Source organism: Streptomyces sp. DT224 (genome assembly GCF_049844595.1).
Taxonomy (GTDB): Bacteria; Actinomycetota; Actinomycetes; order Streptomycetales; family Streptomycetaceae; genus Streptomyces.
The window spans coordinates 1-208 of sequence record NZ_JBNCLI010000083.1 but is presented as its reverse complement, the minus strand read 5'-3'; the positions used below and the strand labels follow the sequence as shown (position 1 = coordinate 208).

At 69.7% G+C, this 208-nt stretch carries 1 protein-coding gene; it reads left to right on the top strand.

Going from position 1 to position 208, the window contains the following annotated elements; genetic code table 11:
• On the top strand, positions 1–208 hold a 208-nt coding region (locus ACLQ2N_RS36135; RefSeq protein ID WP_425820059.1), incomplete at both ends, for a ketoacyl-synthetase C-terminal extension domain-containing protein.

Genomic DNA, 208 nt, shown 5'->3' with positions numbered 1-208 from the left:
TGCACGCCGAGCAGCCGTCCTCGCATGTGGACTGGTCCGGGGGTGCGGTCGAGCTGCTGACGGAACCACGGGACTGGACCACCGGGGGCGCGCCGCGTCGGGCGGGTGTGTCGTCGTTCGGGGTGAGTGGCACCAACGCGCACGTCATCATCGAGCAGGGGGACGAGACCTCCGAACCGGTGGCGGAGACCACCGGATTCTCACTCGT